Origin of the sequence: Methylobacter sp. BlB1 (assembly GCF_015476545.1) — a bacterium.
Taxonomy (GTDB): Bacteria; Pseudomonadota; Gammaproteobacteria; order Methylococcales; family Methylomonadaceae; genus Methylobacter.
The window spans coordinates 33,293-57,706 of sequence record NZ_JADMKV010000026.1 but is presented as its reverse complement, the minus strand read 5'-3'; the positions used below and the strand labels follow the sequence as shown (position 1 = coordinate 57,706).

31 protein-coding genes are annotated in these 24,414 nt (G+C 48.8%); 26 read left to right on the top strand and 5 right to left on the bottom strand.

Features of this window, described 5'->3' with window-relative positions; genetic code table 11:
- Positions 1 to 2,744 (bottom strand): diguanylate cyclase domain-containing protein (locus tag IT781_RS11895; protein ID WP_370526992.1); only part of this gene is annotated, 2,744 nt, incomplete at its 3' end.
- Positions 2,745 to 3,565: 821 nt separating this feature from the next.
- Between IT781_RS11895 and IT781_RS11890 the strand changes: the two genes are divergently transcribed.
- Genes IT781_RS11890 through IT781_RS11880 form a run of 3 tightly spaced genes read left to right on the top strand, consistent with a single transcriptional unit; the run spans position 3,566 to position 6,026 of the window.
- Complete coding sequence (locus IT781_RS11890) at positions 3,566 to 4,042, top strand: hypothetical protein (RefSeq protein WP_194970373.1); 477 nt, start codon at positions 3,566 to 3,568, stop codon at positions 4,040 to 4,042.
- 36 nt (positions 4,043 to 4,078) lie between these two features.
- The gene (locus tag IT781_RS11885) at positions 4,079 to 4,768 is read left to right on the top strand and encodes a response regulator transcription factor (protein WP_194970372.1); all 690 of its coding nucleotides are present in this window, start codon (positions 4,079 to 4,081) and stop codon (positions 4,766 to 4,768) included.
- A gap of 58 nt (positions 4,769 to 4,826) precedes the next feature.
- Positions 4,827 to 6,026: a HAMP domain-containing sensor histidine kinase gene (locus tag IT781_RS11880; protein ID WP_228779099.1), complete on the top strand. Its 1,200-nt coding sequence runs from the start codon at positions 4,827 to 4,829 to the stop codon at positions 6,024 to 6,026.
- Between the two features lie 108 nt (positions 6,027 to 6,134).
- Here the strand turns inward: IT781_RS11880 and IT781_RS11875 are convergent, their stop codons facing one another.
- Positions 6,135 to 6,338, bottom strand: coding sequence for a hypothetical protein (locus IT781_RS11875; protein ID WP_194970371.1), 204 nt, complete (start codon positions 6,336 to 6,338; stop codon positions 6,135 to 6,137).
- A gap of 233 nt (positions 6,339 to 6,571) precedes the next feature.
- On the opposite strand from IT781_RS11875, the gene IT781_RS11870 reads away from it, so the two are divergent.
- Entirely contained in the window at positions 6,572 to 7,282 is a 711-nt protein-coding gene (locus IT781_RS11870; protein ID WP_194970370.1) for a phosphatase PAP2 family protein, read from the top strand.
- Positions 7,273 to 9,198: an LTA synthase family protein gene (locus IT781_RS11865; RefSeq protein WP_194970369.1), complete on the top strand. Its 1,926-nt coding sequence runs from the start codon at positions 7,273 to 7,275 to the stop codon at positions 9,196 to 9,198. The genes IT781_RS11870 and IT781_RS11865 overlap by 10 nt, the downstream gene beginning before the upstream one ends.
- Before the next feature lie 87 nt (positions 9,199 to 9,285).
- Here the strand turns inward: IT781_RS11865 and IT781_RS11860 are convergent, their stop codons facing one another.
- Complete coding sequence (locus tag IT781_RS11860) at positions 9,286 to 10,053, bottom strand: Crp/Fnr family transcriptional regulator (protein ID WP_194970368.1); 768 nt, start codon at positions 10,051 to 10,053, stop codon at positions 9,286 to 9,288.
- A gap of 290 nt (positions 10,054 to 10,343) precedes the next feature.
- Here IT781_RS11860 and IT781_RS11855 point away from each other — a divergent pair, with 290 nt between their 5' ends.
- The 11 genes from IT781_RS11855 (at position 10,344) to IT781_RS11805 (ending at position 16,645) form a co-directional block, all read left to right on the top strand.
- Positions 10,344 to 10,904 (top strand): septal ring lytic transglycosylase RlpA family protein, encoded by a 561-nt coding sequence (locus IT781_RS11855; protein ID WP_194970367.1) that lies wholly within the window; start codon positions 10,344 to 10,346, stop codon positions 10,902 to 10,904.
- Between the two features lie 267 nt (positions 10,905 to 11,171).
- The gene (locus IT781_RS11850; RefSeq protein ID WP_194970366.1) at positions 11,172 to 11,522 is read left to right on the top strand and encodes a BON domain-containing protein; all 351 of its coding nucleotides are present in this window, start codon (positions 11,172 to 11,174) and stop codon (positions 11,520 to 11,522) included.
- Positions 11,523 to 11,610: 88 nt separating this feature from the next.
- Positions 11,611 to 12,162 carry a bacterioferritin gene (locus tag IT781_RS11845; protein ID WP_194970365.1) on the top strand — a complete coding sequence of 184 codons (552 nt, stop codon included), beginning with the start codon at positions 11,611 to 11,613 and terminating at the stop codon, positions 12,160 to 12,162.
- Between the two features lie 598 nt (positions 12,163 to 12,760).
- Positions 12,761 to 13,036, top strand: coding sequence for a YqjD family protein (locus tag IT781_RS11840; RefSeq protein ID WP_194970364.1), 276 nt, complete (start codon positions 12,761 to 12,763; stop codon positions 13,034 to 13,036).
- Positions 13,037 to 13,482: 446 nt separating this feature from the next.
- Positions 13,483 to 13,869, top strand: a complete 387-nt coding sequence (locus IT781_RS11835) for a BON domain-containing protein (RefSeq protein ID WP_194970363.1) — start codon at positions 13,483 to 13,485, stop codon at positions 13,867 to 13,869.
- A gap of 20 nt (positions 13,870 to 13,889) precedes the next feature.
- On the top strand, positions 13,890 to 14,414 hold the full coding sequence (locus IT781_RS11830) for a DUF1269 domain-containing protein (RefSeq protein WP_194970362.1): 525 nt from the start codon (positions 13,890 to 13,892) through the stop codon (positions 14,412 to 14,414).
- 38 nt (positions 14,415 to 14,452) lie between these two features.
- Positions 14,453 to 14,887, top strand: a complete 435-nt coding sequence (locus IT781_RS11825; RefSeq protein WP_194970361.1) for a DUF2383 domain-containing protein — start codon at positions 14,453 to 14,455, stop codon at positions 14,885 to 14,887.
- Positions 14,888 to 15,110: 223 nt separating this feature from the next.
- A complete protein-coding gene (locus IT781_RS11820; RefSeq protein WP_194970360.1) occupies positions 15,111 to 15,443 on the top strand; it encodes a hypothetical protein in 333 nt (110 codons plus the stop codon).
- A gap of 105 nt (positions 15,444 to 15,548) precedes the next feature.
- The gene (locus IT781_RS11815; RefSeq protein WP_194970359.1) at positions 15,549 to 15,794 is read left to right on the top strand and encodes a YqjD family protein; all 246 of its coding nucleotides are present in this window, start codon (positions 15,549 to 15,551) and stop codon (positions 15,792 to 15,794) included.
- Positions 15,795 to 15,797: 3 nt separating this feature from the next.
- Positions 15,798 to 16,220, top strand: a complete 423-nt coding sequence (locus IT781_RS11810) for a phage holin family protein (RefSeq protein WP_194970358.1) — start codon at positions 15,798 to 15,800, stop codon at positions 16,218 to 16,220.
- Positions 16,217 to 16,645 (top strand): hypothetical protein, encoded by a 429-nt coding sequence (locus tag IT781_RS11805; RefSeq protein ID WP_194970357.1) that lies wholly within the window; start codon positions 16,217 to 16,219, stop codon positions 16,643 to 16,645. Before IT781_RS11810 ends, IT781_RS11805 begins: the two co-directional genes overlap by 4 nt.
- A gap of 647 nt (positions 16,646 to 17,292) precedes the next feature.
- Here the strand turns inward: IT781_RS11805 and smbP are convergent.
- Both smbP and IT781_RS11795 read right to left on the bottom strand, forming a co-directional pair.
- On the bottom strand, positions 17,293 to 17,601 hold the full coding sequence (gene smbP / locus IT781_RS11800; RefSeq protein ID WP_194970356.1) for a small metal-binding protein SmbP: 309 nt from the start codon (positions 17,599 to 17,601) through the stop codon (positions 17,293 to 17,295).
- Positions 17,602 to 17,696: 95 nt separating this feature from the next.
- Entirely contained in the window at positions 17,697 to 18,182 is a 486-nt protein-coding gene (locus IT781_RS11795) for a PRC-barrel domain-containing protein (RefSeq protein WP_194970355.1), read from the bottom strand.
- Between the two features lie 425 nt (positions 18,183 to 18,607).
- Between IT781_RS11795 and IT781_RS11790 the strand changes: the two genes are divergently transcribed.
- The 10 genes from IT781_RS11790 (at position 18,608) to IT781_RS11745 (ending at position 24,414) form a co-directional block, all read left to right on the top strand.
- Positions 18,608 to 19,393, top strand: coding sequence for a hypothetical protein (locus IT781_RS11790; protein WP_370526991.1), 786 nt, complete (start codon positions 18,608 to 18,610; stop codon positions 19,391 to 19,393).
- Between the two features lie 77 nt (positions 19,394 to 19,470).
- Positions 19,471 to 20,019, top strand: a complete 549-nt coding sequence (locus IT781_RS11785; RefSeq protein WP_194970353.1) for a hemerythrin domain-containing protein — start codon at positions 19,471 to 19,473, stop codon at positions 20,017 to 20,019.
- A 438-nt stretch (positions 20,020 to 20,457) separates the two neighbouring features.
- On the top strand, positions 20,458 to 20,724 hold the full coding sequence (locus IT781_RS11780; protein WP_228779098.1) for a four-helix bundle copper-binding protein: 267 nt from the start codon (positions 20,458 to 20,460) through the stop codon (positions 20,722 to 20,724).
- A gap of 391 nt (positions 20,725 to 21,115) precedes the next feature.
- Positions 21,116 to 21,565, top strand: a complete 450-nt coding sequence (locus tag IT781_RS11775) for a hypothetical protein (RefSeq protein WP_194970351.1) — start codon at positions 21,116 to 21,118, stop codon at positions 21,563 to 21,565.
- Positions 21,566 to 22,061: 496 nt separating this feature from the next.
- The gene (locus tag IT781_RS11770; RefSeq protein ID WP_370526990.1) at positions 22,062 to 22,196 is read left to right on the top strand and encodes a DUF3096 domain-containing protein; all 135 of its coding nucleotides are present in this window, start codon (positions 22,062 to 22,064) and stop codon (positions 22,194 to 22,196) included.
- A 68-nt stretch (positions 22,197 to 22,264) separates the two neighbouring features.
- Complete coding sequence (locus IT781_RS11765; protein WP_194970350.1) at positions 22,265 to 22,423, top strand: DUF3309 family protein; 159 nt, start codon at positions 22,265 to 22,267, stop codon at positions 22,421 to 22,423.
- A 105-nt stretch (positions 22,424 to 22,528) separates the two neighbouring features.
- The gene (locus IT781_RS11760; protein WP_194970349.1) at positions 22,529 to 22,969 is read left to right on the top strand and encodes a BON domain-containing protein; all 441 of its coding nucleotides are present in this window, start codon (positions 22,529 to 22,531) and stop codon (positions 22,967 to 22,969) included.
- Positions 22,970 to 23,241: 272 nt separating this feature from the next.
- Entirely contained in the window at positions 23,242 to 23,424 is a 183-nt protein-coding gene (locus IT781_RS11755; RefSeq protein ID WP_194970348.1) for a hypothetical protein, read from the top strand.
- 73 nt (positions 23,425 to 23,497) lie between these two features.
- On the top strand, positions 23,498 to 23,791 hold the full coding sequence (locus IT781_RS11750) for an ATP synthase subunit I (protein WP_194970347.1): 294 nt from the start codon (positions 23,498 to 23,500) through the stop codon (positions 23,789 to 23,791).
- Between the two features lie 77 nt (positions 23,792 to 23,868).
- Positions 23,869 to 24,414 carry a gluconokinase gene (locus tag IT781_RS11745; RefSeq protein ID WP_194970346.1) on the top strand — a complete coding sequence of 182 codons (546 nt, stop codon included), beginning with the start codon at positions 23,869 to 23,871 and terminating at the stop codon, positions 24,412 to 24,414.

Below are 24,414 nucleotides of genomic sequence, written 5' to 3'. Positions count from 1 at the left end.
TGCTGCCAGCGAATCAGCGCTTCGGCCTTATGGATAACGCCGGTCGCCAGTTCGATAATGGGCTGATAAATCAGGCTGAACTGGCCGGCATCGAGCGCGCCGCGCAAATCGTTGGCCAGGCGCATGCGGTTTTGCGCGGCCTCCTGCATGACCGGTATGAAATAATTGTAGCGATTGCGGCCCTGGTTTTTGGAGGCATACATGGCCTGGTCGGCATTCTTGAGCAATGCATCGATGCCTTTGCCGTCGTTCGGATAGAAGGTGATGCCGATGCTGGCCGAGACATAAGCCACTTCGTGCTTCAAACGGAACGGTTCAGACAGCTTTTTCAGGATGTCCTGGGCAATGCGTTCCACGTTGCCGGGATCGTGGAGGTCACTCAGGATAATCGTGAATTCGTCGCCGCCGAGCCGGGCTACGGTATCGGTTCCACGCACGCAGCTGCTCAGTCGTCGGGCGCTCTTCTTGAGCAGGATGTCGCCCATATCGTGGCCTAAAGTATCATTGACTTCCTTGAAGCGGTCGAGATCCAGAAGCATCAGTGCCATCGGCAGGCCGGTGCGGTCGCTTTTCTTGATTCCTTGTTCCAGGCGGTCCTGGAACAGGCAGCGGTTAGGCAGGCCTGTCAGCGAGTCGAAATTGGCCTGCTTCCAAATGGTTTGCTCGGCCAGTTTTTGATTCGTGATATCCGAGAAGATGGCGATGCGCTGATGCACTTCACCGGCACTGTCGTAAATGGTGTTGATCATCAGCCATTCGAAGTACTCTTCGCCATTTTTACGCCGGTTCCAGACTTCGCCCTGCCAGCGGCCGGTTTTTTCCAGCTTATGCCACATGTCCCGGTAGAAGGCGATGTCATGCCGGCCGGACTTGAGTAGTTTGGTAGACCGGCCGATCGCTTCCTGCTCGGTATAGCCGGTCAGCTGCGTAAAAGCGGGATTGATGGCGACAATGTGATTGGAGGCATCGGCGACCATAATGGCTTCGCCGATAGCATGGCAGACTGTGGCTGAAAATTTCAGCTTCTGCTCGAATTGCTTGCGCTCGGTAATATCGATGACGCTGGCGATGGTGTTCAAGCGATTGTCGAGTTCGATAACGCTCATGCCGATTTCGACGGGAAATTCGGCGCCGTCTTTGCGGACGCCGGATAGCCACTTATGGATGCCCGCTGGCAGTGGATGCCGACTGCGCGTGGATTCGGCGCAGCGCCGGCTACGGCTGGCGCTGGAGAACTTTGGCACCAGCAGGTCGATATTAAGGCCGATCAGCTCGGAGAAGGGGTAAGCGAATGTGTGCACGGCAACCTGATTGGCGAACAGAACGGTGCCGTCATTATCGACCAGAAGCATGCATTCCTGCGATGCTTCCAGGAAAGTATGAACCAGTGACCACTGCATCTGCTTGATCTCGCTGATGTCTCTGTATAGACCGGTCATGTGTAACGGATTGCCGGCGGCATCCCAGCGGATTACCCTGCCACGCGCACCCAGCCATTTCCAGTTGTTATTCGGATATCGGATGCGGTGTTCAGTGACAAAAGAAGCGGCCCGTCCTTCGAGATGGGCTTGCAGATCGTACATCAGACGTTCATAGTCGGCAGGATGTATGATCGATTTCCAGTCCTGATCGCTTATTTTCTGTTCATCCAAGGGAAAACCGAGCATATCCTTGCAGCATGGCGACAGAAAGATTTCATGCGTTTGCAAATTCCAGTCCCATGCGCCATCGCCGGCACCTTCCAGCGCGAATCGCCAGCGTTCCTCGCCGGCATGCTGCGCGGCTTCACTTTCTTGGTTCCTGGAAAGGGTCAAAGCCTGCGTCATGCCGACTATCGCCAGCACGAACAGATAAAGCCATAAATTGACCAGCCCGGTTTGTTCACTGTCCGCGGCAAAATAACCGATGCCGTTTACCGCGCCCAGCAGCGCTTGCAGCGTCGTCATGCCGATGACCAGCAAGACGCCGTGACGGCCAAAGCGTCCGGCGCTCCAGGCAACAAAGAAGAACATGATGAAGCCGTTGGCAAAATTGCCGAAAGTATCAATGAACCAGTCAAGAAAGATGATCTGGCCTGCCATAAAAGACAGGCCGAAACAGGCCAGGGTTTCAAACATGCGCCGGCGTTCAAACCAGTTGAGCGGCGGTTGTCGCCATATCAGTATCAAAGGCGTTACCAGAATAATACCCAACGTGTATCCCATCCACCAATGCAGCAAACTGTCCGGAAACATTTTTACGGTGATTAAACCAGCCTGCCAGAGTGCCGCGACACCGGCCAGCGCTGCTGCAACGGCAGCAATCGCTCCGGCCAGCACCAGTTGGCAATAGTCACGCAGATGTATCAGTGCCGGATTGAATCGATGCGGAGCCCATTTTTTCCAGGCTGATTCTTGCCCAAGTATCCAGGCGGCAAGCAGAGGTTCGATGGTATTGCTCAACGCAATCAGAAATGATGGCAGCACGGCATTTCCGAGCGCGAGTTGAGCGAGCAAGGAGCCCGTCAATAAGGCAGGCCAATATCGCCTGCCACTGATCAACAATGCGCCTAATCCTAGGCCGCCGGGGAGCCAGATAACGGAAATGGTTGCCGCGTCGATAGTCAAGCTGGTCAGGGCAATGGAGATCAACAATGCGTAGGCCAGCATCAGACTGGTTAATTGAGCAAAATCAGACCGGTGATAACCCCGTAATTGATTCAGGATGTTTTTACCTGGAAGTGTTTGGGCAAGGAAAGATTTCACGGATTGCTACTGAAGGTTGAAGAACTGCTATAAAAGTATTCTATACAGTTTGTTTTCCAGATAAATAAACAGGCACTACAGGCAATATATTGCTCTGCTTGCCTCACGCTTTTCTCAAAATCTTAATGTCGGGTCTGAATGCTCTCATGCGTGTTTTGGCTGTCAAAAGTGTGAAAGTATTCGATACTAAGAAATTTAATTACGAAGGACACGAAGAGCACGAAGCTTTAAAGTATTGATAATCTTGATTTTATTCTTCGTATTCTTCGTGGTGAATAAGCCTTTTCATGACGTTTTTGATTTGAATGCAGTGCATGAAGCGAAGCATGATATTCAGAGCGATTTCTTTTTTATCGACGGTAGACGGAACAGGCTCTTGTCCGTCACCATCTGTTTTTTATAGTTTTTCACTAACTACGACCCTATTGATAGCGATCAATGAAAACGCAACAACAAACAGATGTATTGCATTATGGCCAAAATGCAGTTTTTCTTGGTTTGTAAGTCTTTGCGGACAGGAAGTGTATCAAAAATTCTCGGTACTTCCTAAACATAAGTTCATGGTCTAAGTTCATGGTCAGAAATATCTATCGGTATATCATCTCTGGTTTTAGCCAATGTTTGAAAGGTTGGAAAGTTAGGCTCAGACGGGTAATATACGCGGGCCATGCTATTCAAAATAGAGCTGGCTTCTTGTATTAGCCTTTTGTTATTTTCTTTAAAATTGTAGTGTCCACTTTTTACTAAGAGTGTCTAAAAATAAAGGCCTGCCAACAACGACACTATATATAAGGTCATATTTTTAATTATAGGTTATATAAATGCGTAAATATCTTTTAAACCTCAGTTTCTTTGCGCTGGCTGCGTCTGCCTTTGCTGCCGGTCCTTCAGTGGCGATTGCGGCTGAGGAAGCGCTTCCCGAACAAATAATGGTTCAGATTCAAAAAAAACATCCGAATGCTGCGGATATCAAAGCTGAACAAAAAACACATTTTGGTCAGGCCGTGTACGAAGTCCATTTCAACGATGGCGAAAACGAGCAAATTGAACTGTATAGAAAAGACGGGCATTTTTATGTCAATGGCGAAAAAATCGATGCCTCAAATCTGATGCCTGATACTGTTAAGGACAATCTGAAATCGACTTTTTCAAAATATGAAATTAAAGAGGCTATATTAATCGTCAATCCTAATGGTCCGGGCGAGGAGTATGATTTATCCATAGTCTCGGACAATAGGACCTGGAACGTTACGGTTGATAACAAGGGCAATATTATCAAGAAAGAACGCGAAGAATAATAAAGGCACTGGCTGTCCTATCGGCCTTTTCATTACATGCGCTTGCTTATTATTGAAGACAATCAGGATCTATGCAGCGAATTGGCCGATTTTCTTGAGCTGCAGGGCGATACGATCGATACTGCCGCTGACGGAATTACCGGCTTGCATCTGGCGGTGGTCAATGAGTATGACGCCATTATTCTGGACTTGACGCTGCCCGGCATGGACGGGCTTGAACTGTGCCGGCGTCTGCGGCAGGATGCCGGCAACTGGGTGCCGATATTGATGCTGACGGCGCGCGATACCTTGGATGACAGGTTAAGAGGCTTTGAGCGGGGAGCGGATGATTATCTGGTTAAACCTTTTTCCTTGAAAGAATTAAGGTACAGGCTGAAAGCATTGACGCGCCGCACTGCCGGCCTGCATCAACAGACGACATTGACTGTGGGCGATTTGGTGCTGATACCCGAAACGCGCGAGGTGAGGCGGGGCGCTAAGCTGATCGAGCTGACCGCGATTGAATTCCAGATTCTGGAAGTACTGATGAGGCAATCGCCGCGGGTCGTGTCCAGGCAACATCTTGAATACAGCATATGGGGGGATGCGCCTCCCGATGGCGAGGCGCTGCGCGTACACATCCATCATTTGCGCCATGCCATCGATAAATCATTTAGTACACCGTTGCTGCATACCATTCGCGGCGTGGGTTACCAGTTAAAGCCAAGCGATGCCATACCATCATAAAATCAGATTCCGGATATTTCTGTCCTATCCCTTGTTGGGCTTTCTGTTGAGCCTGTTTATGATCACATTCCTGATACTGGCCTTTGACTCTCTGGAAAAACAGGTGATGGGGGCTTACCTGGCTGAGGAGCTCGATCATTTCATACAGGTGACGGACCGCAGCCCGGCTTTATCGATGCAGCAGTCCAAAAACTGGACCGTCTATAAAGTGGAAGATGGCAAAGTGCCGAATGAAATCAGCTTCCTGTCGACCTATTCCGAGGGTATTCATGATGTTGAGCATAATCAGCACAGTTATGACGTTGTCATTAAGAGGCATGGCAAAAACCACTATTATATAGTCTACGATGATACCGGTTTTGAAATCCTTGAATACAATCTCACAACCTATCTGATCGCTGCTGTCATTATTATTCTCTGGCTGGCTACCTGGTACGGGCTCTGGCTTTCCAAGAAAGTGATCGAACCGATAGCGACGCTGGCCAGGCGCATCAAAACGCTAAACCCGGAAAACTCCACCGAGTACCTGTCGAAGGACTATACCAATGATGAGGTCGGCATGCTGGCTCTGGAATTCGATGCCTATAAAGAGCGCCTGCAGGCATTGATCCAGCGCGAAAGAGAATTTACCGCCAATGCCAGTCATGAGTTAAGAACTCCTTTGGCCATCATTATGGCCGCCAGCGAGGGACTGCTGCTGCGGAACGACCTGCCTGACGAAATCAGGCCGCGTATAGAGCGTATTCAACGTTCGGCCATTGAAATGAAGGAACGCCTGGCCACTTTGTTAGGTTTGGCCCGCAGTCCGGTATCGACGAACGAGACAACCGATAAAATCGAACTGACAACGATAATTGATCAGCTGATAGAGGACCATAGGGGCTTGTTGAATAAACAGGTGAAGATCATCAAGCAAGTTAACGGGCCATCCGACATCAATGCCTCGCCGCCTATTATTTCAATGTTGATGGGCAATTTGATAAGGAATGCGTTTATTTATACCAGCCAAGGCTCAGTAACGATATTTCTTGATGAGCATGCGTTTGCAGTGACTGATACCGGGCAGGGTATCGATAAGGATGAGATTGACCGGATATTTGAACGGGGTTATCGGGGAACGTCCAGTCAGGGTAGTGGACTGGGTTTGGCCATTTCCAAACGGATCTGTGAGTATTACGGTTGGCAGTTGAAGGTTGACAGTGTTAAAGGCAAAGGCACGCAAGTGCAATGGCTGTTTGATTCGTCCTCAATTTCCTGAAAAAATTCGGTTCCCAGATAGGTCGTCTGGGAACCGGTGTGAAAAGCTCTGTCGTTTTATCGGTAATTGTTCACAGGCTTACCGAAAAAAGCGAACCTCCTCTAATTATTATTGTACGTCTTGGTTCATTTTTTTGCTTACGTCATGACCTATGGCGTAAGCTGAGTTATGGGCATCTTCAGCGATTAATTTTTTTGCTGTTTCGTATTTTCCGTGCTCACCACCTTTAATCATAAAGACCACAGCGCCAAAAGCAATCACGCCAGCACCTACATACAGCCAGAAATTATCTTTTTCTTGTTGCTCAATCATCTCATTTACCTTAAGAATATATGAATATTTAAAAATATATGAATATTTAAAAATGCTGTGAAGTACAACAGCGCGGTAACTATAACACAATAACCATAAAAAAAAAGTGGTTTATCAAAAAATCCCATAATTTTTTTAATGAAATGAACTTAATGAAAAATTAACGTTATATTAACCATGAGTTAACCAGGATTTTTTTACACTGTTCTCTTTATTAATGAAGGGAATAAGCTTTGAACGATTCGATCAGGCTGGATTTTGATAAGTTTTTCGTGGTCCACTTTATCATTCCGTTTCTATTGTTCGCAGTTGTGTTTGCAGCTCTGGAATTCTTCCGTGTGGACTTATGGATTACCGGACATTTTTATAACGCCAGCCTCCACCAGTGGCCGTACAAGGAAAACTGGCTCACTGAAGACGTTCTGCATATCGGCGGCCGCAATTTAACTTATCTATTGGCAACGGCCATAATGCTGTGCTGGCTCATTTCATTCAGGCCAGATTCAATCCTTTATCCTCATCGCCGGCATCTGCTTTTTTTATTGGCTTCGGGCATCAGCGGACCTTTGATTATCATACTGCTGAAAAGCTATACGCACGTCGATTGTCCCTGGAGTCTCGCGCTGTTTGGCGGCGATAAACCCTATATACGTTTATTCGATTACGCAGGCGGCCAACTGAAAGCAGGGCATTGTTTTCCTGCCGCACATGCCGGTTCAGGGTTCACTTTCCTCAGCCTTTATTTTTATCTGCTTATGGTGAAGCCGGACTATAAGTTTTACGGACTGTATTTCGGTTTGACTTTGGGCACTCTTTACGGCGCTGCTCAGCAAGTGCGCGGCGCGCATTTTTTAAGCCATGACGTATTTGCGCTGGCTGTGTGCTGGTTTTCTTCATTGGTATTATTCATGCTGTTTTTCAGGAGGCAGTTGCAATGGACGTAGCAACAAAATTGTTTGAGAAATCACGATTCACCACTATCCTGCTGTTTTTATTGATTAGCCTGGCCAGTTTTGCAGGGGTCAGAGCTGCATTGCTGATCAAGCAATTGGCTGACCTGGATGTTTCGTTTTATTCAATAGCCCTGGCTTTTCTATTGGGTTTTGTCAATGATCTGGCCTTTTTCAGTTATCTGCTAATTCCGTTTTCACTGTATCTGCTGGTTCTGCCGAACGCAGCCTATCAAAGCAAAATCAACAGGATCATTGTCTTTGCCGGTTTTTTTATCAGTTTATACGCACTGTTTTTTGTCGAGGCTTCCGAATGGACGTTCTGGGACGAATTCGGGGTCAGATTCAATTTTATTGCCGTCGACTATCTGATATACACTCATGAGGTGGTGCACAACATTATTGAATCATATCCGCTGGGCTGGATTCTGTCGGGGCTTTTACTCGCGACGATTGCCTGTTTTCTGGTAACGGGAAAATTGCTGTCGAAGAGCTTTAACGCCAGCGAGCCTTTTGCTTTGCGGCTAAAAATCACGGCTTCCTTACTGAGTCTGCCGCTTGTCAGCTATGTAGCCGTCGGACAGTCAGCGCATCAGTTTTCCTCCAATACTTACCTGAATGAACTGGCCGCCAATGGCCCTTACCAGTTTTTCGCAGCGTTTCGCAACAATGAACTCGACTATCGTCATTTCTATAAATTGGGTGATGACAAACGTTTATCCGGTACGATCAGGACAGCACTGGCCGCAGAGCCTTTGCCGGATGTTAGCGAGAGGCTGTATGACATCAAGCGAATGATCAGGCAATCCGGCGAAGAAAAACAGCTGAATGTGATCTTGATTACTGTCGAGAGCCTGAGCGCCGAGTTTTTAACCGCTTTCGGCAATACCGAGCACATTACACCGTTCATGGATGAATGGTTTAAACAAGGGCTCTTGTTTACCAACTTTTATGCAACCGGCACGCGCACGATCCGCGGGCTTGAAGCATTAACCCTGTCGATTCCGCCAACACCGGGGCAATCGATCGTCAAGCGGCCGGATAATGGCAACTTGTTCAATCTGGGACATGTTTTTCAGTTGCGCGGTTACGATACGGCATTCTTATATGGCGGCCGAGGATACTTCGACAACATGAACGCATTTTACGCCGGCAACGGTTACCGCGTCGTCGACCAGACCGATTTCACTGCCGAGGAAGTGACATTTTCCAATGCCTGGGGGGTATCGGATGACATTATTTTCAAGCGCACGATCAAGGAAGCCGATCTGGATCATCAAAACCGCAGGCCGTTTTTCTTCCAGATCATGACCACGAGCAACCACCGGCCTTATACCTATCCTCAAGGCAAGATCGATATCCCGTCGGGCACAGGACGCACCGGCGGAGTCAAGTATACCGATTATGCACTGCAGGAATTTATCGCTCTGGCCAGGACCAAACCCTGGTTTGACGATACCCTTTTCGTCGTGGTTGCGGATCACTGTGCCGGCAGCGCGCGCAAGGTGGATCTGCCCGTGGACAGGTACCATATTCCGTTGTTTATCTATGCGCCCAAGCATGTACCGGTCCAGCGCAATGATATTTTGTCCAGTCAGATCGATGTCGCCCCGACCATTTTGGGGCTTTTAAACTTCAGCTATGAAAGCCAGTTTTACGGACGCGATCTTATGCGTACACGTAAGGACGAGGGCAGGGCGCTGATCAGCAATTACCAGAAACTGGGCCTGTTTAAAGACAATAAGTTGGTATATCTGTCGCCACAGCAGAAGATTGATGTGATAGCCGATCCTTTGGGCGCGCATCAGCCCATCGACATCAATTCAGAGATTCCATTGGTTGAGGAAGAAATGGCGTATTATCAATCGGCTGACTATATCTGGTCTCACCGTTTAAATCGGTATCAGTAAAGCGAGACTGTGAAGACAGGGTACATATTAGGGCGTAGAAGTGGCCAGGGTTATTTATGGGGAGCTTTCACAGTCTCTTTATCTGGTCTAGTGAGCATATCTTAACGAGCGAAACTGGGCGTGAATCTGGCTGTGATCGGAAGGCAGCAAGCGATCAAACTCCTGTTTGACCACCTTGTAACATTCGCAGACCCGCTCTTCCAGTCCCGGTCTGTCCAGTATCGTGATATGGCCACGGCTATACTGGATCAGGCCGGCATGCTGTAGTTTGCCGGCCGCTTCCGTAACGCCTTCGCGCCGCACGCCGAGCATATTGGCGATCAATTCCTGGGTCATGGTCAGTTCATTCGAAGGCAATCGATCCAGGCTCAGCAACAACCAGCGGCATAATTGCTGGTCCACCGAGTGATGCCGATTGCAGACGGCCGTCTGCGATGTCTGCGTCATCAGCGCCTGCGTGTAATGCAGCAGCAGTTGATGCAACATGCCATAGCGGCGTCCGCCGGAACGATTGAATTCCTGTCTGAGGATGGTGCCTTTCAAGCGATAGGCGTGTCCCGCGCTTTGCACGACCGCCCGATTCGGCATGGTTCCGCCGCCCATGAACAAGGCGACCCCTACCATGCCTTCATTGCCGACTACGGCAATTTCAGCCGATGCGCCATTTTCCAGCACATAAAGCAAGGATACGATGCAAGTCGTAGGGAAATAGACATGACACAATGGATCGCCCGACTCATAAAGCGCTTCGCCGAGGGGCATCGGGACCAGTTCCAGATGCGGCGCCAAACGCTCGAAAATGAGTGGAGGCAGCGCACTTATAAGGTAATTTTGTCGAGGGTTATGTATAGACATAATTAAACTTTGGCTGGTTTAAATTGCGACGAATTGTCCTTTGGCTAAAAGCCGAGGACAATAAGCATGAATACTTAATGTTATGTTTATTAAGGATTTTTTAATGTAAATACAAGAGGTCAAAGAGTAATTCAATACGCTCGCTCTAAAGTAAAAACGCACTCAAGCGTGTAGAACATGACAAAAGGCCAAGGTTCAATAAGCAGTTATCTGTTCGATACCGAACAGATCTTCTATCGAATTTCAGTCATTTTTTAGAGTTGGAGACTAAATAACGATCCGTGAATGTCATGATAATAATCGCCCACGGCCGAGAAAGTTTTTATGGCAGTTTATATATCGTCCTGATCATTAGTTTGATGTGGTACGGCTGCGCCAAGGAAGAGGCGGAGGGACAAGACAAAAAAAGTCAGCCAGCGTCCCAATCGACTTACAAGGAGGTCGGCGAGGCTTCCTGGTACGGCCCCGGATTTCATGGTCGTAAGACTGCCAGCGGCAAGGTTTTTGATCAAAAAGACATGACGGCCGCCCATCCCCGTCTGCCGTTGGGGACAGAAGTTGAAGTAACGAATCTCGAAAACAAGAAAAAGGTCGAGGTCGAGATCACTGACCGGGGACCCTATGTCAAAGATCGCGTCATTGATTTGTCCAAAGAAGCCGCCAAGAAACTTGATATGAGAGAGGAAGGCGTAAGTAAGGTTAAGATTGAGGCTACAGAGCCAGTCAAAAAGAACTCATCCAATAAGGCCGAGACGAAACAGACGGGCGAAGCGCAGACAAAATCTACCAAGAAACAAAAAAAATCTACAAAGAAAAAGTCCGCCTCCAGCTCGTCTGCTAAAGCAAAATAAATCATGCAATGCGCTTTTATGTTAGACAGCGAACCGACAGCTGCAGATTTCAAATCTAAAATTATTTTGGGTCATGCATTAAGGCCAGCCTTTGACAGAGCCGGTTTTCTGCTGAATAACTGAATCTTTAACAGACTGGCTCAATTGACGCATCGCCTTTATCTGATGAAGCGTTGTTGCTTCACTCCAAGGGCTTGTGCCATCTAATATCCGGGTATAAATCATGATCGACCGTCATCATTTAATTATTCATCTGGAGAGTTAGTTATGAAACCAATCAAATATAGCCCAGCATTTGTTCTAGCTCTGATATTGGCATCGATAACCGGTTGCGCAACCACTGATACAACCTCGGATACAATGGCCGGGAAAAGCAAAACCACCGGTCAGTATGTTGATGACAGCACGATCACCACCAAGGTAAAAGCAGCCATATTTAATGAGCCCGGCCTGGAATCCGCTGATATCAACGTTGAAACCAATCAAGGCAATGTGCAGTTAAGCGGTTTTGTGGAATCTCGGGACGATATCACCCGAGCGGTTGAGGTTGCTCAACGAGTCAATGGCGTCAGATCGGTAAAAAATGATATGCGGCTTAAAGAGGCAGGCTATAGATAGGCTTGACGCGCTGCAAGCCTCTACCAGCGTAGAGGCTTGTGTATTTTTTGGGTAGACACACGGTCCAGCACCGGTTGGAGGAGTCGCCATGACTGAAAAACACTATTTGACTGATGTCCAGACCTTGCGCAAGCAGGCACGACAACATATCGATGACGGTGCCGTGACGGCAGGTTATACGGCTGATGCGCAGATGGTCATCAAGCTCCTTAATGATGCGTTGGCCACGGAATTGGTATGCGTGCTGCGTTACCGCCGCCACTATTTTATGGCTCAGGGCATTCAGTCCAAGAGCATCGCCGACGAGTTTCTCGTACATGCTAACGAGGAACAGGGCCATGCCGATCAGATTGCGCGGCGCATCGTACAGTTGGGCGGCGAGCCCGATTTCTCGCCGGACAGCCTATCCGGGCGCAGTCATGCGGAATATGTGGAAGGCGATTCGCTGGTCGATATGATCAAGGAAGATCTGGTGGCTGAACGCATCGCCATCGACAGTTATCGGGAGATGGTCCAGTACCTGGGCGATAGCGATCCGACCACGCGTACTATGCTGGAAGGCATCCTGGCTGTAGAAGAGGAACATGCCGACGAACTGGCCGATCTGCTGCAAGGAAGAATGGCGGAAGCGAGTTCATGAAACCATGTGCTTCAACCCTTAATTCAGGGGGGCTGGCCGATATCGTCGTGCCGGGGCGGGCGCACTGCCGGTTTTGACGATAAATTTGGATGCGATCTACCGAATCAGCTGCGGCAATTTTTAGACTTCTTTCTGCGACATAAGGTCGCAGCGTACAGCCAGCCCGGCAGCAAGGATGCAGCACGGATTTTTATGTGCGTTATCGAACCGACTATACGGCATCTTTACTACTACCATGTCAACTAAGATACATCACAGTGAGCTGCATGAAATAGCAGAAAATGTATTGATAACAGCATCTCGTAATTACCATTTCAGCCGACCATTTTGTCAGCGGGTACGATAACGGTGCAGTGTCGGCAAGCCTGAAACGGTTCAGAGGAGACATAATTATGGGTAAGTATGTGCTTGCATGGTTATTGGGTGTGCCAGTGTTTGTACTGGTCATCATTTATCTGATCTTTAACTAACTTTTACTCCAAGGGTTTTGGCCGCTGAGCTTCAGCGTTCAGAATCGGAGCAAACAGCATGTGTCATATAGGGGCACTTTTTTCGAGATCTTTATGATCTTAATCTTTCTTCGATAGAGGAGACCACTATGGAAACGACAAGACAAAGTACAGGCGAAGCTGTTGAGCGCGCTGGCGAAACGGTTGAACGTGTTAAAGCCGGGGCGCATGAAGCCGTAGATAGAGCCGCAGAAGTCAGTCATAGAGCTGCGGAAGTCATCGGTGAGAAAAGCGATCAAGTGATGGATGCGCAAGAACGGCTGATGGAACATGCGCGCGAGTATGTGCGCGAGAATCCGGTGACATCGTTAGGCATAGCATTGGGCAGCGGGTTTATATTAAGCCGCCTGATGGGCCATCGCTAAATCGAGTGTGGGTGTTTTAAACAGCCACTTTAAGAAAGGAAGGGGAGGCAAAGAAACCCTAGCGATTAAAAAATGTACATGATTCTTACGCGTTGCCGCAAGGCAGACTAATTTGTCCGGTTCCTTTTGAGAAAGACATGTATTTGAAGCCCCATCGACAACGCGTCAGGTTATGTCACAGCGATGGCGTTGCGCGGAAGCGCAGCGCCATCACACCCACGGATCAAGACAAGTTTGCAGGTATCGCCAACGTTTTTTTCTTCATGCTGTAGCCCGACCTTGCTTTCAGGAGTGGCGGAAACTGGGCATCTTAAGTTGATAGGCTCACGACAATTGTTGCTTGATCTTAAATTATTGATGGGAAATTGTTTTGTCGCTGAAAAGGCTGGCTGGGAGAGCGAATGGGCCTTGAAACTAATGAGGTTTTTATTTTAAGGAGAATAGTTATGTCAAAACGATTATCACTACTGACCGTGACATTGGCTGCCGGCTTAACGTTGGTGACAGGTCTGGCCGAAGCCGGAACTACCGGCAGTCCTGTTGAAAATACCGAACGCAATGTGCGTGATAAGGGCGATAAGACATTAACGCCTGAGGATCAGCTTGAGAATGAGGCTGATGTCAAGATCACGGCAGATATCCGCAAAGCCATTACCGACGATGAGTCGTTGTCGACCAATGCCCATAATGTGAAGATTATCACGCGCAACGGTATGGTAACTTTGCGCGGGCCCGTCAACAGCGCAGAGGAAAGAACCAAGCTGCAAGCCATCGCTCAGAAAACGCCTGGGGTTAGTATGGTTCATAATGAGCTTGAAATAAAAGCGCCATAATTTGGTTGAAGGAGAATCTCATGAACAAAGCAGTTTTTTGCATCGCTCAAACTAACGACCAGGTGGAACATATCATCAGCCAACTGAAAGCGGCCGGTTTTGACAACAACGATATTTCCGTGCTGTTGCCGGACAAATGCAGTGAGCATGAATTCGGCCATGAAAAACACACCAAATCACCTGAGGGCACAGCTATCGGCGGTACTCTAGGTCTTGGCACAGGCGCTATATTGGGCTGGCTGGCCGGCATCGGTTCGCTGGCTATTCCGGGCATAGGTCCATTTATTGCTGCGGGCCCTATTATGGGCGCCTTAAGCGGCGCGGCTATTGGCGCCACTACCGGCGGTCTGGCTGGTGCACTGATCGGGGCAGGCATTCCGGAATATGAAGCTAAACGATATGAAGGCCGGCTTCAGGGCGGCAATGCGCTGATTTCAGTCCATACCGAAACTTCGGAAGCACGCTCCAAAGTGAAAGAGATTTTCGAGGAAGCTAATGCCGAAGATATTTCAACAACGGGTGAAGTTGAGCCGCCGCATCATTAAATCATCTTTTTTCATCTAAACCAGATCAGGAGATTCATATGGCAAGCATTGATAAAGTTGAGAAATTGCTGAAGAACGAATTGGCTGCCGCAGAGACCTATCATAAGGCATTGGAAAAATTCGAAGAAGAGAATCAACGCAGGGAAATCGTCTATCTAGAGCCTATCTATGAAGAACATACCGAAGCCGTTTCCGAGCTGCAAGAAAAAATTCAGCAAATGGGAGGCACGCCTACTAGCGACTCCGGCCTATGGGGCTCCTGGTCCGAGGCTGTCATGAGCGGCGCAGAGCTGTTAGGCAAGGATGCCATGCTGAATGCCTTGCTGGCTGGAGAAAAAAGCGGTCTGGATGATTATGAACAAGCGGCGCAGGATCCCGAGATGCCTTCAGAGGTGAGTGCGCTGATTCAGGCGAAGTTTGTGGCTTCGCAGCAAGAAAATATCCGGGCGCTCAATCGACTGCTTAGCGGCTAGCCATTCGTCCTCGGGCAAGTGCCTGTTAGTGCATAAGCGTGGACGATTAGCCGGCACTCCCCATGGTTCTTGCGTTATCTGGGTCTTGCAGGCCTCTGTTGAGAAATAGGAGGCGATATTGTGAAACGCGCTAATCAGGTCAGCACATTCAACCTGGATGCTGTTTCACATTCGCTAAACAGAGATACCCTTTTTGCAAATTGAATCATCAGCTGAGGTCAGTATGAAAACATTGAATTCCTTCAAGAAAAGGTCTTGGTTGCCAATTGCTTTCGTTGTCGGCATGGCTTGCATAGTCCAGTCGGCCCATACCGCTGGTATGGGATCGGAAGGCGGTGCCGGTGGCGCCACGGATCAAGGGGAGGCCATGAGAAAATCGCCGACCTTCATGGAAGCAGACAAAAATGGCGACCATTACGTGACCAAGGATGAACTGAAAGACTACCCGTATTTACTCAAGTATTTTGATAAGGTGGATGCCGGTGAGACAGGCCGCCTGGAGGAGCATGAATACGGCAATCTGATCATGGAAAAAAGCCGGGAAAAAGGCCGTTGATCAGTTACCCCGAAGGCTTGTCGATATTCGGTCCGGCTCCTGTCAGAAGGCGACTTTTCAGGCTTCCGGCGAACTTTTTTAACAATCACAGCAAAGGTAATCATTATGGATACCATAGACAAATTATCAAGCACCGCGGAAGAGGCGGCTGAAAAAATTGCCAGCGTCACCAGTCAGGCTACCGAAGTGCTCGGCGAGAAAGGCGAGCAGTTAAAAGAACTGGAAGAGCAACTGATGGAAGACGCCCGCGATTACATTCGCGAGCACCCAATCACCTCAATGGGCATTGCGTTGGCGGCCGGCTTTATGTTGAGCCAGATCACGACGCATACGTTAGAACACAGGAGATGATAGATGGCTATCCGTCCTACAGAGGAAAGGCCGGTACACTCATCCGTTACTTCCGGCAAGCCGACCAGTCATGCCGACTTGCTGGAGGATGTCCGGTTATTATGGCAGGACCTGCGCGAGCTGGCCCATAATCATTTAAAACTGGCCACGCTGGAAGCGAAGCGAGCGGGCAGAAGCCTGGTGAGCATAGCGGCTGCCGGGGTGTTTATGGCGGTTTTACTGCTTATGGTATGGATCGGCCTCATGGCTGCCGCTGTGCTGGCACTGATCGAGAGCAATATGGTAGGCGAAATGGAGGCTGTCCTATTGATTACGGGTGTTAATTTACTGATTGCGCTAATGCTGTTCTGGTTCATACGGAGCAAGAGCCGTTATTTATTTTTTCCAGAGACAGTTAACAGTCTTAAGAACAGGGAGGATTCATGACGTCAGGTAAAAACAATAACCGCAAAGAGAGTCTGAGTGTTTTGAGCACTCAAATTAAAGAGGCTGAGCGGCAGATTATGGACCGGCAGCACCGCGTCCAGGTTCGTACTGATGCGTTAGTCAGAGATCTGCGATATGAAGCGACCTTGCCGACCACTTTACTGCTGGTCACTGAAGTGGGGTTTATTGTTGGCGAATTGACCAAGCCTTCACTCAAGAAAGAACAGCAAACCGCCAAGCAGGCTTATGCCAGATCAGGGGCTGATGTCGCGCCTTTAAAGAAGGCCATGAATTTTATATCCCAGGTACAAAAACTATATCAGGCGCTGCCGCTGGTCTGGATTTTGGATACTTTATTTCCAGAGGAGGCGTCAAAAACAAGATCCGCCGCCAAGGATGCAAAAATTCAGCACCCCTCTGGCTAAAGGCCATGGAATCATCCAGACAGCAAGGGCGACTTCAGCAGCAGGTTCTGCTTTGGGAAGTCGCCTAAGTATCCGCATTGATTTAGCGTTATGGCTAAGTAAGTCAAAATCCTCACATCTTTTTGAAGTAACCTTGTTTTATCGCTCCATTATAAATCTTTAAACTGATGTTACGCCGTTGCCGGGTCGGATTCACTTGTGCCCTTCGGTATTCGGCCGGGCCAAACGACAGTGTACCGGCTTAGGTAGTGCGAATACCCGCAAGGGGCACAAGTAAATTCGCACCTGCGGGCAGGCCCGAATGCTCCTGGAGCGCTTACCGTCGGGTTCGCCCCGAGATTCAAGCTTCGGGGCGTGTCGCAGTAAAACTAAAACAGAGATCGATTCGTGCGTAACATCAGATCATTAAAAAATCAGGCTAACGAATGTTGTTAGGGGCATTGACATTAAAAATAGCTAAACGCATAAATAATAATGGACAAAAAAAACCTCGGGACAAAAACCGAGGCCGTATTCACGCTAAGGATTAACTGCGTGATAGGTGGTAGGAGGCACCCCAAGAATTAATGGTTGACCACACTCCTGAAATTTCTTAAGAACAACAATAATCTAATTTTTGCCGCTGTTCTGTTCTAAGCAAAATGGTTTTATTGAGCGGCTTTAAGATGTGTAACCGCTTCTTCAGCGGCTTTTTTGGCCATATCGTCATGGCCCATCTTGCCGTGTTCTATGACGCTTTCCAGACTTTTTATGCCTGCATCGAGATGTTCATCGGCAGTCTTCGCATGAGTTTTAGATTGCTCGGCATGTTGGGCGGCAGTCTTTGCGTCGGAGGCTTTAGCCGCAGCCTCGGCATGCTTGAGCGCTTCCTTAATATGATTTTCCGCTGCGTAGACACCCAAAGAGCCTAAACACAGAATGGCACTTGCCAACAAAGTAGTCAATTTCATGTTCATAATAGATATCCTTCCTGTTGTTTTTATTTTAAAGAAAATATCCTCGGATGACCGAGATAAGAACCGCGCTGCCAAAGCAGCGCGGTATGGAACTGCTAGTGGCGTGTAGACCCGGATTCGCCTGGATGCGTAGATCCCGTTCCAGTTGAATACGGTTGCTGTATAGACTCAGTCGTATACGGTTTTGTTCCATAAAATGAGTGGACTTCTTTTGACCAGGTTTCATCGGCCATGTCGGGCCAGCGGTCCTTATCGAATCCTGGCGCCATTTCCAGGCGTTCCTTGTCGACATCCATTGTGAAACGTTTGTTTTTCGTATCCAGTTTTAATGCATCCCAAGGGACTGCGAACAGTTTATCGCCAATTCCCAAGACGCCGCCGAAAGACAGCACAGCGTATGCTACTCTGCCTGATGTCATATCCAGCATGATTTCCTTGATATCGCCCAAATCTTCACCCTTGCGGTTGTAGACGTCGTTGCCAAGCAGCGTATCTGCACCCATGAGCCGTGGGCCAGGGCCTTCATCCACATCTCTATACTTTGTATACATGCCATAAGGATCACGATCTAAATAGCTCATTTCAACCTCCTCAATAATAATCAGATTCAATATAACTGGAGCAGTTTCTCCAGTATCTTGATGTAAAAAGATACCTGCAAAACTAAAAATAATCGGTACGCTTTCGCACATAAAAATAAATAAGGCAAAACATGCCATCAGCCATAGTTATTAGTCATTTTATGTACGTCAGCGTACCGACAGAACCGCCATTTTTTGAGTAATATTTGAGCTTCTATTGATATGGATCTGATATAGACCGAACACGATATGAACCGAGCAGCTATTGAGCGTTGCGTAATTGGCTATAGCCAGAATAGATGCTCATCGGATTCAATTAATTGGTTTTGGAGGACATGGTTATGAGTAATGTACCTTATGAAGAAACACATGTAAGACCCGGCATATCGCCTCGCAGGCCAGGGCGGACCCGATGGATAAAACACGTGTCCTGGGCGTCAGTATTTGCCGGCGTCGCTGTCGCGCTGGGCGTTCAGGTGCTGTTGAGCATGTTGGGCACCGGCATCGGCATGAGCACGATCGATCCGTTACGGGTAGGAGGCACGCCGAGCGCGAGCGCATTCAGTATCGGCGCCGGTTTATGGTGGGTTGTCTCGAGCTTTATTTCGCTGGTTATCGGCGGTTGGGTTGCAGCCCAATTCTCCGGCTATCTGCGTCACCTTGATGGTCTGCTGCATGGCCTGTTGGTCTGGGCGCTGACTACGCTGATTACCATTTATTTGTTGGGTAGCGCCATCAGCTCGGTAGTAAGCGGCGCCGGCACAGTGCTCAGTTCAGGCTCTCGTGTGATGGCGGAGACCGCGTCCACTGTCGCACCATGGAACGATATCAAAGAAGACGCAAGATTGGTGCTTTCTTCTCGGGCAGGTAGCACTCGGGTAATGGATTCGGAGTTCAATCTGACGCTGGAACGCTTTTTGACAGCTGACAATACTGGCGCCAAGGAAACCAATCGCACGGCGTTAATCAATCTGTTAGTGGAACGCACGGGCATGACCATGGATGAAGCGGCAAATCGGGTAAACAGATGGGACAGGACCTATCAGCAATCCGCACAAGAAGCTCGGGAGGCGGCTGACAGCACTGCCAGAGCGGTATCATGGTCGGCCTTATGGGGCTTTATCGTGATCCTGTTGAGCGCCATAGCGGGCGCCTTGGGCGGTATTGTCGGAACACCGATCCCTGATGTAGAGGTTCGTGAAGAGCTTTAATCATCAAGTGGCCAACCTGAAAAACCTATGACGGAATGCGCGACTCGCTTTTCGTTCTTAATTAAGAGGCAAATATTATGAATCAGACAGAGAGGCAATCACCTGGCAGTGGACAGGACGCCATTGCGCTGCTCACTCAGGATCACAATAAAGTGAAAATGCTGTTCGAGGAATTCGAAAAGCTCAAAACCGCTGAGGATGCCGAGGATGAGAAGCTGGATATCGTACAGGAGATATGCGCGGAGCTGATAATTCATGCAAAGATCGAGGAGGAAATCTTCTATCCGGCCACCATTGAGGCGATTGGTCAATTGGACATCATGGATGAAGCCGTTGTCGAGCATAAAGGAACCAGGGAGCAGATCGAACAATTGGTGCTGATGGCTCCCGAGGAAGAGTACTACGATGCTAAAGTCACGGTTCTGAAAGAAATGGTCGAACACCACATCAGGGAAGAAGAAGGCAAGATGTTCCCATTGCTCCAGAAAGCCTCGATCGATCTGGCTGCGCTGGGGCAACGGCTCGACCAGCGCAAGCAGGAACTCCAGATGGATATGGGCATGATTGGCGCATCGATGTCCAAGGGCCAGGGCAGGGAGCGGACACAGCAGGGTCCAATGCCTTAGTTTCTGTTCCGGAAAATGGCAAGGCCCTGTTTCAATATCGGGCCTTGTCCAAAGCTGCATGGCGGGTTTTCAGTCTGTGTAAAGAACTAACGGGCTATTGTGGCGCGGCCGCGTAAGACGGGTCAAAAACTTATCGAAAAATTCGTTTTGCTTATCGCAAAAAGTGTTTTATGTACGGCAACGCACTGACTGTGATTGCTGATCTGATTAAATTATCTTTCAGGTTTTAGACTGAGTGCATATAACGAAGCCTGGTTTTCTGTAAGAAGTAGCGCGCCTTTTCAGGCTGCGTTTGTTTTTCTAACTAAGTTTTGGAGAATCCCTACTATGTCTTCTATTCAGCCTGGACAAAGAACAGTTTCAACCCCATCTCACCAATCCATGAAGTCATGTATAGATAGCTGTAACCGTTGCGCCGAGGTTTGTTGGGAAACCGCGATGAACGATTGTCTGGAAATGGGCGGTAAGCACGTCGCACCTGAGCATTTCCGCCTGATGATGAACTGTGCTCAAATCTGTGCGCTGTCGGCCAAATTCATGCTCAGCAGTTCCCGTTTCTCCAATCGCACCTGCGAAGTCTGTGCCGAAATCTGCGAGGCCTGCGCTATGGAGTGCGACAGCGTCGGAGATATGGAGGAATGCGCATCTACCTGCCGGGAATGCGCTGACAGCTGCAAACAAATGGTCGGCATGTCAATGCACTGATTCTAAATTGCATGGCATATGGTTCCGGCTTGCTGGAATCAATTCAGCTATGGATCTGTCGCGCACAAACGGAACATGAAAAACCCTGTGCATCGGATGAGCTAATTGACAGGAATTTCCTAGCGTTCACCGGCTTCAGCAGGTTCTTTACTCATCTTTATTTTTAAACGCATCCTGGTAAACACATCCTGCGTTTTTACCAGGATGCCCATTCATCCGAATCCCGATAAGAACAGCAGTCTTGATAGTTAAAGGCGAGAACCATCATAAACCTTCTTCAATCAAGGTATTTTTACAGAGGCTAAACGAAAGTCGCTCAGCAATGCTGCAATAAAACATTGTTTTTAGTTCACATTGAAAGCTTTCAATATTTTCCATAGAGGAGCCTGTCATGAAATCTGTAGAAAAAGTATCGAATACGATAACTACAAAATCAGTGCTCAGCATCAATAAGGTTGAATTTCCCGCAAAAAAACTCTGGCTGCTTTTGCTTTTCGGCGCCAGCCTGATCTATATGAGCAACCCTCCGCATGCAGCTGAAAAGCAAGGTACTGAAAGCCAAGGTCCGGGCAGAGGCACCAAGCCGGCGCCAGGCTATACGGATGATAGAGTACGCGGTCAAGGCAGCAATACGCTGGAACGGGGCAGCAAGAGGATGGAACAAGGTGTGAAACGTCCCGGAAGCGACCGGACAGGCAAAGGCACTAGCCCAAGCACCGAAGAAAAGAACAGAAATCCCGCCCCTGGCAGTGAAAATATCAACAGAGACACCACCGGTCCAGGCGGCGACAATATGATGAGAGATGCCATCCCAGGCGGCAGTGGCACCAAGAGAGAATGATATTGATGACAACAGACGGGCGTCCTGCCAGTCGCGTTGGCGGCAGATTCTTCATTTAATTTGCAGCGGACTTTGTCGCCTAAATAATGATGTGCGTCTGTAGGTGGGAATTCACTTGTGCTCCTTGCGGGTATTCGCACTTAACCCTCTCAGGATTTACATAAGCCTGTCGGGGCGACTTCAGCCGCCCCACAGGTTTTAAAACCACTTATTTCGGCGGTTGAACAGGCAAACTGCGTAATCAGCTTATATCTGGCAAACCTGAATAAATAACCGATCTGTAAAATTTCAATCCTTTAATAGCGACTATGTGCGGTATTGTACAGACGCCATTCGATCATGACGCTACACTGCTCTCAAGCATAGTTCCTGTGCGATAGCCAGACGTAAAAAATAATGTCATGCAATTTGCCCACAGGCGAGGCTGATTTTGATTTTTTTAGGATGGAAATGCATGCGCTGGATCTGAAACGCTTGATTCAACAAGGAGGCTCTCATGACTGCCATGAATATTGAACCTATCCTGGCACTGATAATAGGCATATTGATATTGATTGTGCCCAGGTTTTTAAATTATTTCGTAGCTATATATTTAATTGTCGTTGGCGTCCTGGGACTGATGCATCGGTAGCATTATGTAGATTTCCAAACCGAGGCCCAGCCTTCGGAGTAACGTTCACGTTTTAAAGGAGAACTGCTATGGCAACTAGTACTGTATTATTGATCATCTTGATCTTGATTCTTTTGGGCGTGGTTCCCATTTGGCCTTATAGTCGAGGCTGGGGTTATGGGCCCAGCAGCATACTCGGGCTGGTACTGGTCGTTTTCTTGATTCTGCTCCTGTTGGGGGCGATCTAGGTATCAGATAAAGATTGGCATAAGCAGTAATCCTGATCATAGGATTACTGCGGGAGGAATGGATGAGGCTTTATATGACCAGAAGAGGGCCAGGAGGACCATGCCATGAAAACGAAAAATACACATAAAGGAACCAGTCTGTCAGATAGGGTTCTTGTCATACTGTCAATAGCCACCGGATTGGCCGGCTGCGCCCAGGACGGGCCCGGGCGCGCAGAAAGGACGGACAGGCAGATCGGCCAGACGGCTTCAAGAGCGGGCGAAATCGTGCAAGAACCTCAAAGACCGCTAGATGAGCAAACCGAAAAAGCCGGGGCACACATCAATGACGCGGCCATCTCCAATCACATCAAAAATGACCTTCTTAACGATCCGTTGCTTGCCTTATCCAATATCAACGTCACGACAACCGCCGGCGCGGTTACGCTCAGCGGTATTGTAAACTCACAGCAGGCGATGGACAGGGCCGTGGAAATAGCGCGCCGGCATCCTGATGTGAAATCGGTCGAGAACAAACTGCTCATTAAGGCGCCGAGCAGAATTTAAATGTCGTTTATAGCTTAGGCGCCGCATAAAAATCTGCCGATGTGCAATTCAGCCGAAAGTTCTACTGGCTGGCGCCATTGGAGCGCGACGGGTGCTGGCCGAATACGATGAGTTATAGGATATCATTGCCATGCCGAATCTGGAGGCACCGGGCGAAGACGGCCTCGCTACGGTCAACCGAGGGCCGGCCGTGAGCGCATCCTGACCGATGAATTTGCCCAGACCAATGAGCAGGCGTTATATATGATATGCACGATTGACGAGGTTAAAACATGAGACTGAAACTGCTCGCGCCCAGCCCTATGCTTATCGGCGGGCCGGCCCGGAAAATCATTGCCGAAGCCGAGAACGGCCCATTCTGCCAGGATCTGCGCCATACCGATTTCATTGCTGAACAGGCGTGCGCCGCAATAGGCGCCACAACATCCGGTTTGATCTGGATATGTTCGGGTTAGGCTGTTCCGATCGCGGCCGGCATTGCTTTGGACCACATGAATGCTTGGCGCTGGATCGCCAGGGAGATCGACAATGAATGAAAGCATTTATCCGGGTATCGGCATCATACTCTGGGGCATCGTGCTGGGGCTTGTTTATTTTGGCGGGCTCTGGATCACGGTGTGCCGTTTGCCTAAGGTGAAGCGACAGGCGTTATGGATGCTGAGCAGTTTTATTCTGCGCAATATACTGGTCGCAGCCGGTTTTTATGCCGTTATCCAATTGGGTTGGCAGTCTGTGCTGTTGTGTCTGGCAGGGCTTCTCGGCGTGAGGTTGGCAATGACCCGGCGCATTAACAAGTCTCTTGAAAAGGGGCCGGTTGGGTGAGAGAAAATAATCTAGAGATTTTAGCACCTGTTCCAGAAAAAGACGACTAAAGCCCTTTACAGAACCGATGAAGCAAGATGAAGAACCAATTTGCTGCCGGAAAACCTCCTCTAGTCGATTCCCGAGGTTATGTGCTGATCATCGCCGGCGTTTCCGGTGCCGGCAAGACGACTGTGGGCAAAGCATTGGCCGAGCGTTTGAATTGGCTTTTCATTGAAGGCGATGATTTTCATCCTGCTGCGAATGTCGCAAAGATGCAGCGAGGCGAACCGTTAAATGATGCCGACAGGTTGCCCTGGCTGCTTCGTCTGCGAGATGAAATCAAAACTTGCTTGGCAAAAGGAGAGAAGGCCATTCTGACCTGTTCGGCATTGAAGGAAAGCTACCGTGCGCGGCTGCGCTTGGATCCGGAGCGGGTACATTTTGTATTTCTTACAGGACATTATGAAACCCTGCGCAAGCGCATAACGCAGCGGCATAATCATTTCATGGGACCGGATCTGCTGGCTAGCCAACTGGATACGCTGGAGCTGCCTAATGATGAATGGGTGGTTGACATCGATCAACCGGTAGCGGCCATCGTAGATTTAATAATGGATCGCTTGATCTCCCGTAAGATGTAG

Coding starts and splice junctions, on each gene's coding strand:
- IT781_RS11890 (WP_194970373.1), top strand. CDS start 3,566: ATGCGTAAATATCTTTTAAACCTCAGTTTCTTTGCGCTGGCTGCGTCT.
- IT781_RS11885 (WP_194970372.1), top strand. CDS start 4,079: ATGCGCTTGCTTATTATTGAAGACAATCAGGATCTATGCAGCGAATTG.
- IT781_RS11880 (WP_228779099.1), top strand. CDS start 4,827: ATGATCACATTCCTGATACTGGCCTTTGACTCTCTGGAAAAACAGGTG.
- IT781_RS11875 (WP_194970371.1), bottom strand. CDS start 6,338: ATGATTGAGCAACAAGAAAAAGATAATTTCTGGCTGTATGTAGGTGCT.
- IT781_RS11865 (WP_194970369.1), top strand. CDS start 7,273: ATGGACGTAGCAACAAAATTGTTTGAGAAATCACGATTCACCACTATC.
- IT781_RS11860 (WP_194970368.1), bottom strand. CDS start 10,053: ATGTCTATACATAACCCTCGACAAAATTACCTTATAAGTGCGCTGCCT.
- IT781_RS11855 (WP_194970367.1), top strand. CDS start 10,344: ATGATAATAATCGCCCACGGCCGAGAAAGTTTTTATGGCAGTTTATAT.
- IT781_RS11850 (WP_194970366.1), top strand. CDS start 11,172: ATGAAACCAATCAAATATAGCCCAGCATTTGTTCTAGCTCTGATATTG.
- IT781_RS11845 (WP_194970365.1), top strand. CDS start 11,611: ATGACTGAAAAACACTATTTGACTGATGTCCAGACCTTGCGCAAGCAG.
- IT781_RS11840 (WP_194970364.1), top strand. CDS start 12,761: ATGGAAACGACAAGACAAAGTACAGGCGAAGCTGTTGAGCGCGCTGGC.
- IT781_RS11835 (WP_194970363.1), top strand. CDS start 13,483: ATGTCAAAACGATTATCACTACTGACCGTGACATTGGCTGCCGGCTTA.
- IT781_RS11830 (WP_194970362.1), top strand. CDS start 13,890: ATGAACAAAGCAGTTTTTTGCATCGCTCAAACTAACGACCAGGTGGAA.
- IT781_RS11825 (WP_194970361.1), top strand. CDS start 14,453: ATGGCAAGCATTGATAAAGTTGAGAAATTGCTGAAGAACGAATTGGCT.
- IT781_RS11820 (WP_194970360.1), top strand. CDS start 15,111: ATGAAAACATTGAATTCCTTCAAGAAAAGGTCTTGGTTGCCAATTGCT.
- IT781_RS11815 (WP_194970359.1), top strand. CDS start 15,549: ATGGATACCATAGACAAATTATCAAGCACCGCGGAAGAGGCGGCTGAA.
- IT781_RS11810 (WP_194970358.1), top strand. CDS start 15,798: ATGGCTATCCGTCCTACAGAGGAAAGGCCGGTACACTCATCCGTTACT.
- IT781_RS11805 (WP_194970357.1), top strand. CDS start 16,217: ATGACGTCAGGTAAAAACAATAACCGCAAAGAGAGTCTGAGTGTTTTG.
- smbP (WP_194970356.1), bottom strand. CDS start 17,601: ATGAACATGAAATTGACTACTTTGTTGGCAAGTGCCATTCTGTGTTTA.
- IT781_RS11795 (WP_194970355.1), bottom strand. CDS start 18,182: ATGAGCTATTTAGATCGTGATCCTTATGGCATGTATACAAAGTATAGA.
- IT781_RS11785 (WP_194970353.1), top strand. CDS start 19,471: ATGAATCAGACAGAGAGGCAATCACCTGGCAGTGGACAGGACGCCATT.
- IT781_RS11780 (WP_228779098.1), top strand. CDS start 20,458: ATGAACGATTGTCTGGAAATGGGCGGTAAGCACGTCGCACCTGAGCAT.
- IT781_RS11775 (WP_194970351.1), top strand. CDS start 21,116: ATGAAATCTGTAGAAAAAGTATCGAATACGATAACTACAAAATCAGTG.
- IT781_RS11770 (WP_370526990.1), top strand. CDS start 22,062: ATGACTGCCATGAATATTGAACCTATCCTGGCACTGATAATAGGCATA.
- IT781_RS11765 (WP_194970350.1), top strand. CDS start 22,265: ATGGCAACTAGTACTGTATTATTGATCATCTTGATCTTGATTCTTTTG.
- IT781_RS11760 (WP_194970349.1), top strand. CDS start 22,529: ATGAAAACGAAAAATACACATAAAGGAACCAGTCTGTCAGATAGGGTT.
- IT781_RS11755 (WP_194970348.1), top strand. CDS start 23,242: ATGAGACTGAAACTGCTCGCGCCCAGCCCTATGCTTATCGGCGGGCCG.
- IT781_RS11750 (WP_194970347.1), top strand. CDS start 23,498: ATGAATGAAAGCATTTATCCGGGTATCGGCATCATACTCTGGGGCATC.
- IT781_RS11745 (WP_194970346.1), top strand. CDS start 23,869: ATGAAGAACCAATTTGCTGCCGGAAAACCTCCTCTAGTCGATTCCCGA.